Source organism: Stenotrophomonas sp. Marseille-Q5258 (genome assembly GCF_946900935.1).
GTDB lineage: Bacteria > Pseudomonadota > Gammaproteobacteria > Xanthomonadales > Xanthomonadaceae > Stenotrophomonas > Stenotrophomonas nematodicola.
On the sequence record NZ_CAMPPN010000026.1, the window covers coordinates 56,891 to 63,281 of the forward strand.

A 6,391-nucleotide genomic window follows, 5' to 3' on the forward strand; every position below is an offset into this window, starting at 1 on the left:
GACTCAGTCACCTCGATTCAGAAGTTGCACGATTGCGACCAGCTCTTCTTCCCGATCTCGGTACCCCTTTGATGAAGCGTCCTTCCGAAAGATGCTTTTCTCACACCATTGTTCAAACTCATCCGGACTCAGGAGAGTGATCATGACCGTGGCAGCTACACCAGCCCAACCTAACCGAGCACCCCAAACTCGGAGCATCACCATTAGATCTTTGTTTGCCAACAGAGATGCCGCCAATCCACCCGTGCCCCTGATCAGTCCTCGAATGAAGTTGCTGCCTGTTCGCTTGTAGAGGGTGCGTATGAATGGAGCTGAGCCAGCGAAACTGATGGTTGCGCCAATCCCTACAACTGCCCCTGCAACGAAGGCTCTGGCTCCGTACGCAGTGGCCAGCCACCGCCTTCTGCGTCGAGAGCTCTCAGCCATCGCGCTCACGTCCAGCACTGCGCTGATCACACCGGCGATACCAACCAGAAAACCCCCATAAAGGCCCAACCGCCCGCCCCATACCCCGCTATACGAAGCGACTTGGGATCCCGCCTTGAAGTTCCCTTTGATCCAGGTAGACCCTTCTTCAAGGATTGCCAGCACGCCCCCACTCAGGGTCAATCCAGAGGCGATGAGCTCCGCGCCCTGGCGTGCTGTTGGGGCGTCGCCGAGCAGGTTGCGCCCTTTGATCATGAGATTGAGAGACTCGAAGAGCGTGGCGAGCATCAGCGCCCGTCCTTGATACACGCCACCTTCGCGCCCCTTGGCCATCTCACGATCAAGGCCCACACGGACAAAGCGGCTGAACTGCCCACGCCAGTAGGACGTTTTGACGGTGTCCGCCGAGCGGGCATGGAACTCCGCAACCGGGTAGTTCCGGGCGTAGTCTCCCATCCGCAGCTGCAGGGCGCGGGTCATGAGATTCATCTGGAACTTGTCGGCCGCCGCAGGCAGTGATGTCTTGTACAGCACACGCCCCCATTGGGCGTACCAGCTCATCACCGTGCCGAGCAGGCTGCGTTTGAACCACGCAACCTGTCCGGCATTTTCGCAGGCACGCAGGGCAGCGTTGGCCTTGTCGAACATGTCCAGCACCCGGATGACCGCCTCATTCCCCGTCGCCGCGATGCCCCAGACATCCGTCGCCGACGCATCGGTCTGCGCGGCGTCCAGCGCACCGACCAGTTCCTGGGCCAAGGGCAGGTGGTTCAGCGCGTAGACGCGCCACGCCAGGTTCCCTTCTTCGATTCCCTGGGTTGCAGGGTTGACCACTGCGATCTCCAGTGACACTGCTCGGGGATGATCAGTACCTGAAATAGCTGTCGCCAAGCGCAGGAGGGTCACCAGGCTTTCTTAGCTTCTTGACGTCTGCCCTGAGATTGACCCATTTGACATCGCTCCAGCCAATCGCCGTGAACACTGCCTCGGCCATTCTCGTGTAGGGCGTGAAGCGCCGTCCCAGACTGTAGCCAATCCAACCGAAAAATCCGAAGCCCGTCAGCGATCCCAGCGCAATAACGCGGAGTTGCTTTGCCTCACTATCACCCATGGGCAATAACGTGATGCAGATGAAGGCAAGGGCGACGAAGATCGCCAGTACGCTGACAGAAAACGAGTATCGAAACACCCGCCACCAGTGCGCATGACGCCCTGCACTCACATGAGGATAGAGAGTGATGATTCGATCCGCCTCGTTCACTACCGCAAGTGCGACGAAGCCGCCCCCAGCAACATGATTGCCAACGACCGTGAGCTGATCGCCTTCCTTGAACGGCCATCTCCATAGCAACCCCTCAACTGGCTGACCTGAAAGCTCGAAACTCACCTTGGCCACCGGCTCTTCCATCTCTTCCATTGAGGACGCCGCCATGTGGGCAGCCGCGCCGCTCAATCCCATAGCGGCGGCAATGACGCCCGTAGCGGCCATGCCTTCGCGGTCACCTGTGCGGCCGAGCGTGTTTACAAGTACGCCCTCAACCGTCGCATTGCTGGCCTTTCCATGGATAACTTCCAATGAACCCAGATTTGTCTTATGCATCAGCAGTACTTGCCTCACTGGACCTGGTGGAAACGCTTCCCATTGCAGCCATGAATGTCTCCTCCTGTTCTTTTACCGATCTGAACTTCGGACCACTCTCGCCGATCCCGAATAGCCATCCCTCTTTAACCTTCCCAAACGCATTTTCTTCACACCATAGTTCGAGATCGTTCGGACTAAGTGCCCACACAGTTCCTTCAATGGCGGCCATCGCTAATGCCGCCTTCCAGCCACCCAATCTCAGTATCCATACGCCGATTCGCTTCATCGACTGCGACGCGAGAGCAGATTCAGCGCCCTTCGAAGTAGCCGCAGTCAAACCTGCCTTGATCCCGTCTAAAGCGATCGTCACAGCGCTGCTTCCGACGACGCGTTTGATCACAGGCGATGAGTAGGCGAGCGCAGTCAGAAACTGAGCACTGCCAATTGAGCCACCCGCAAGAGCCTTTATGAAAAGCGAAGCCGTCGCTCCATATCGCTGATCTTTGGAAGCCTTGGAGACTTCACCCATGTCATAGACTGCCCCGATGAAGCTGCCAGCCCCGCCTGCGAGTCCACCGACAACTTTCATCCGCCCAACACTCCGGCTCGCACTGCCATAAAACTCCTTGCTGACACCTTCAGAAATACTGGTGTACACGGCAATGAGCGACATGCCTGACGCCAGCAAAGTGGCATAGTCCCGCGCTCTCTTATCAGCCTTCAGCGAGAGGTTGATGAAGTTCACCAACTCCAGAACGCCCGTCAGGGAGTTGAGACGGACAACGTTCCGGCTGCTGTCGGCCGCTGTCTTCCAACGCTGTTGCATCAACCTCGTTCCGTGATGTCGCTCCACATCGCGGAGCGCAAACATCATGGGCGTGCCTTGCGTGATCTTCCGGGAGCGATAATGGTTCACCCGATCGAGGAAGTACCGCTTGACCTCGACGCCGGCACCGGCCTCCTTGGAGATCAGATCCGAGGCCTCTTCGGCACTCATCAACGCCCGGGTGTAGAAGACAAAGCGGACCATTGCATTGCCTGCTTTGTCCTGGATACCCTTCAAGGGGAAACAGTTCAGCATGAAGGCACCTGCTGTGGTGACGAAGCGATCTACACCGCTGTCCCGAAGGATCCTGTCTGCCGCCGTCGTCGGCACCGCCTCCTTCTGCGCCGCCTCGAACTTTCGGTAGTAGTCCAGGTACTTCTTGAGGTGTGAAGTTGCGGACACGAATGTCAACCAGGCGGCGCCCGATGCGTTGAGAGCGAGATCACGATGTGCGTTGGCCTCCGCGAGGGTCTGCTCAAGTTCTTGTCGCGCATCGTCCTGGTTTTGGGCGATGACACGCCATAGGAGGCACTCTCGTCGGGTAACGTGTGTGTTCGCTGACAGCAGGGTCAGAATCCTGCGACCTTCTCTGCTGATGCCAAGCCCCTCGATGGCATTGGTCACAACCTCCTCGAACCTCAGACCACAGCCCGGGGACGTTCCATCAAAGTCCTCAAGCGTGACCAGGAAGAGCTCGTTACGCAACCACGATCCAAGCGCCCTTGTTCTGGGCTCCAGGCAGGACAGCGCAGCGTCCATGAATACCTCGACGTTGCCCTTGAACGCCCTGAAGGAAGGCTCATCTATAAGAGGCCAGTACTTCTTGTTCCATTTGTCCCGCGCCTCCTGTTGATACAGTGGGAGCAGCGCTCGGGAGAGATGGTCGGTGAACTGCTTCTTGTCCTCTTCAGAGAGGGCGGGCTCCACTTTCCTACCACCCGTCGTGTATCGCGGTCTCGATCGCCTCTCTTCATATAGCCTCTCAAGTTCAGCGAGGCTTGCCTTGGCGTAGTTGTCAGAAAGTACGGCGCCATTGAGCTCCAGTAGGCTGCATATCTGCTCGATATGGCCCACGGCGTTCAACTCCAATGCTCTTTCCTGCTTGTAGCGCTCGATGTTTCCAATGACGTCGTGGCAGTAGCCGTTGAGCTCGTGGACGACGCCAACGGCATCCCACAGACCAATCAGCATAGGGGCGTAGTTCTTCCGGCTCTCCCCGACGCGACCATTGCTGCTATGCGTACAAAGCAGCTGGTACCGATCCTGAAGGGGTTCGGCCGCATTGGCGTCATGCCAACGGGTGCGTCGCGACCACGGATAGCGGGTTGCGTTGGCCCTCAACACCTCCCCGAAGAATGTCCCGTCGGATCGACTGATCGCGCGGGGAGCGGCAAAGTGTGGAAGCTCGGCGGGCTCTTTCGCCGGGTCCTTCGTTTGCCTGTACTCCATGATGCTCGACAGAAGCGATGCGTCATTGATGGGGGCGTAGTCCGCGGTCGACGCAGGTGATTGAATCCACGTTGCCGGCGTGATCGGCTGCATCCGCTCTGCCCGCAGCTTCTCGTCCGTTGCATATCGATCCAGCGTGGCAGGGGTCCATACGTGCTGGGAGAATGCAAGCCAGACCGTGCCACACAGATGGGGGCGCTGGATGGTGATGAACTCGGTACGCATGGGGTCGTGCGCGTTTCGGCTGCAGGCCGGCAGGCCGGCGCCTTCCACGGCGCGGGCAGTGAATGCGGACGGCTGGCGCCAGAGCGTTCCGTTCTCGGCTACCGAGTAGGCCTCCCAATGCCTCGGGCCGTAGGGCCCACCCTGCTCATAGAACAGGTAGAGCATGCCTTGTCGCAATGTTCTGAGGGCATACTTGTAGCCTGACGCCGCAATCGCCTCGGCGCAGGCACGGCCGCCGCGCAGGATGCCCAGGCCCGCGTCGGGACACGCATCGGGAACGACGGTGTAGCGAACGGGAAGGATGGCCAGGCCGGTGCTGCGGCATATATCGCATGCATCTTTCAGGTCGTCTTCGGCAGGCAGGACGGCTTTGACTGCGGGGAGATCAGACACTTCTGGGCTGGCGCTCTCCCCGTGAGAACCTTGCTGACTGCTCATCGTTCACCCCAGCCGGTTGACTTGGGGCCATGCAGCCCTGCCTCGAGGGCAACTCGTTGCCAGGTCGACTCGTCAATCTGATAGACCATCTCGTCATAGCGCTTGCCCGCCGCCACAGCGCTGAGCAGCGCCCGCACAACGTCGTGTGCGTGGAATCGTGGCCCCAAGTAAAAGCTCTGCCATGCGAACAAGTCGAGATCCGCCTGTTCTGTCATGCCCTGCCGATGCGCAGTGGCGACCGCGTCGAGCGCCAGGTCGAACGCTTCAGGTAGAACATCGATGGCGTCCAAGCGTGCTCGAATCCATGCCTGGTTCACTGCGCCGATGCAACGGATGCAGCTCCAGTTGACGTTTCGACAACCGACGGGCGCTTCAGCGTCTGGTGTATGCACCGACAATCGCTTCCATCTGTCGATGAAGGCCCAGTGGGTGATGCAATCGAAGTAATGTGCCCGGTTAGCCGGCGTGCACGCCTGCAGGAACAGATCCGTGACCATGGGATCGTAGTAGCGGAGCCATCGTCTCCCGGCGTACGCGGATGCACACGGAGATATCAGGCGTTCTGCGATGTTGTCTGAGAGTTGCTCGGCCGTTGCCGACGTCCATATCCACGCGCAGGTGCGTTGTACGACACCCCGCCTGAGTGCGCTCGTCGCCTTGTCTGCAAGGGCCATTGAAACTGCCAGGGAAGACAGCGTTGCCGGCATACCTTCATTCATGCGTATGCGGAGCAGGTAGGGCGAGAACCCTGGCGGTAGCGCGGGATGCCGTACGGGCATCGAGCAGATCTGGATTTGTTCTGCGAGGTCATTGAAGCGCGTGTCCGCCTCTGTTTCCTGGTGTCCGTTCTGCATCAACAGATAGCAGTTTCCCCCAGCACGATCATTGAGAGCGACCAGCTGCTCGCAGAGTGCGTTATCCAACATCGGCCGTACCCTCATAGCGTGATTGCGCAGACATCAGGTGCGGCTCGCATCCTTTGTGCGTCGCGCTCTTCAACGCGGCCGTGTCAGACATCAGCTGCGGATCCGTCCACTCCCGCAGCACCCCTTTCAACTCCACCGTTCCCGGCGCGCCCAGTTCGATGTTGTCGCCCTCGATGCGCAGGTACGCACCGGCGGCAGTGGCCAGCACGTGCTTGGCCGGTGCCGACACCCGCACGTCCGCTTCGGTACTGGCGATCTTGACCGCGGTCTTGGCCGCCAGCTGCGCCACGTTCTTGTGCGCGCGTGCGCTGACCTTGCCCTGCGCGGCGTGCAGCGCGATGCCGCGTTCGGTATTGGGGCTGTCCGCCTTGGCCTCGTTGCCGGCGGTGTAGAGCACCAGCCCGCCGGACACCGCCAGGGTGAGCGAGCCCTGGCTCAGCCAGTTCAGCGCCACGCCTGAGGCCAGCGTGGTCTGCGTGCCGCTGACCCACACCTGGTCGGCCGGCGTCAGGCTCATCA

General features: G+C 59.9%; 5 protein-coding genes. All 5 read right to left on the reverse strand.

Annotated elements, in window-relative coordinates:
- Positions 1-3: 3 nt before the first annotated feature.
- Positions 4-1,332, reverse strand: a complete 1,329-nt coding sequence (locus tag OC534_RS16315; RefSeq protein WP_262072186.1) for a hypothetical protein — start codon at positions 1,330-1,332, stop codon at positions 4-6.
- Positions 1,292-2,026 carry a putative type VI secretion system effector gene (locus tag OC534_RS16320; protein ID WP_262072187.1) on the reverse strand — a complete coding sequence of 245 codons (735 nt, stop codon included), beginning with the start codon at positions 2,024-2,026 and terminating at the stop codon, positions 1,292-1,294. Before OC534_RS16320 ends, OC534_RS16315 begins: the two co-directional genes overlap by 41 nt.
- Positions 2,019-4,946, reverse strand: coding sequence for a T6SS effector BTH_I2691 family protein (locus OC534_RS16325; RefSeq protein WP_262072188.1), 2,928 nt, complete (start codon positions 4,944-4,946; stop codon positions 2,019-2,021). Before OC534_RS16325 ends, OC534_RS16320 begins: the two co-directional genes overlap by 8 nt.
- Positions 4,943-5,872, reverse strand: coding sequence for a hypothetical protein (locus OC534_RS16330; protein ID WP_262072189.1), 930 nt, complete (start codon positions 5,870-5,872; stop codon positions 4,943-4,945). The genes OC534_RS16325 and OC534_RS16330 overlap by 4 nt, the downstream gene beginning before the upstream one ends.
- The coding region (locus OC534_RS16335) for a DUF2345 domain-containing protein (protein ID WP_262072190.1) at positions 5,862-6,391 on the reverse strand (530 nt) is incomplete at its 5' end. The genes OC534_RS16335 and OC534_RS16330, both read right to left, overlap by 11 nt.

Excerpts from the sequence above, each read along its gene's own strand:
- OC534_RS16320 (WP_262072187.1), bottom strand. The coding sequence starts at position 2,026 with ATGCATAAGACAAATCTGGGTTCATTGGAAGTTATCCATGGAAAGGCC.
- OC534_RS16330 (WP_262072189.1), bottom strand. The coding sequence starts at position 5,872 with ATGTTGGATAACGCACTCTGCGAGCAGCTGGTCGCTCTCAATGATCGT.
- OC534_RS16325 (WP_262072188.1), bottom strand. The coding sequence starts at position 4,946 with ATGAGCAGTCAGCAAGGTTCTCACGGGGAGAGCGCCAGCCCAGAAGTG.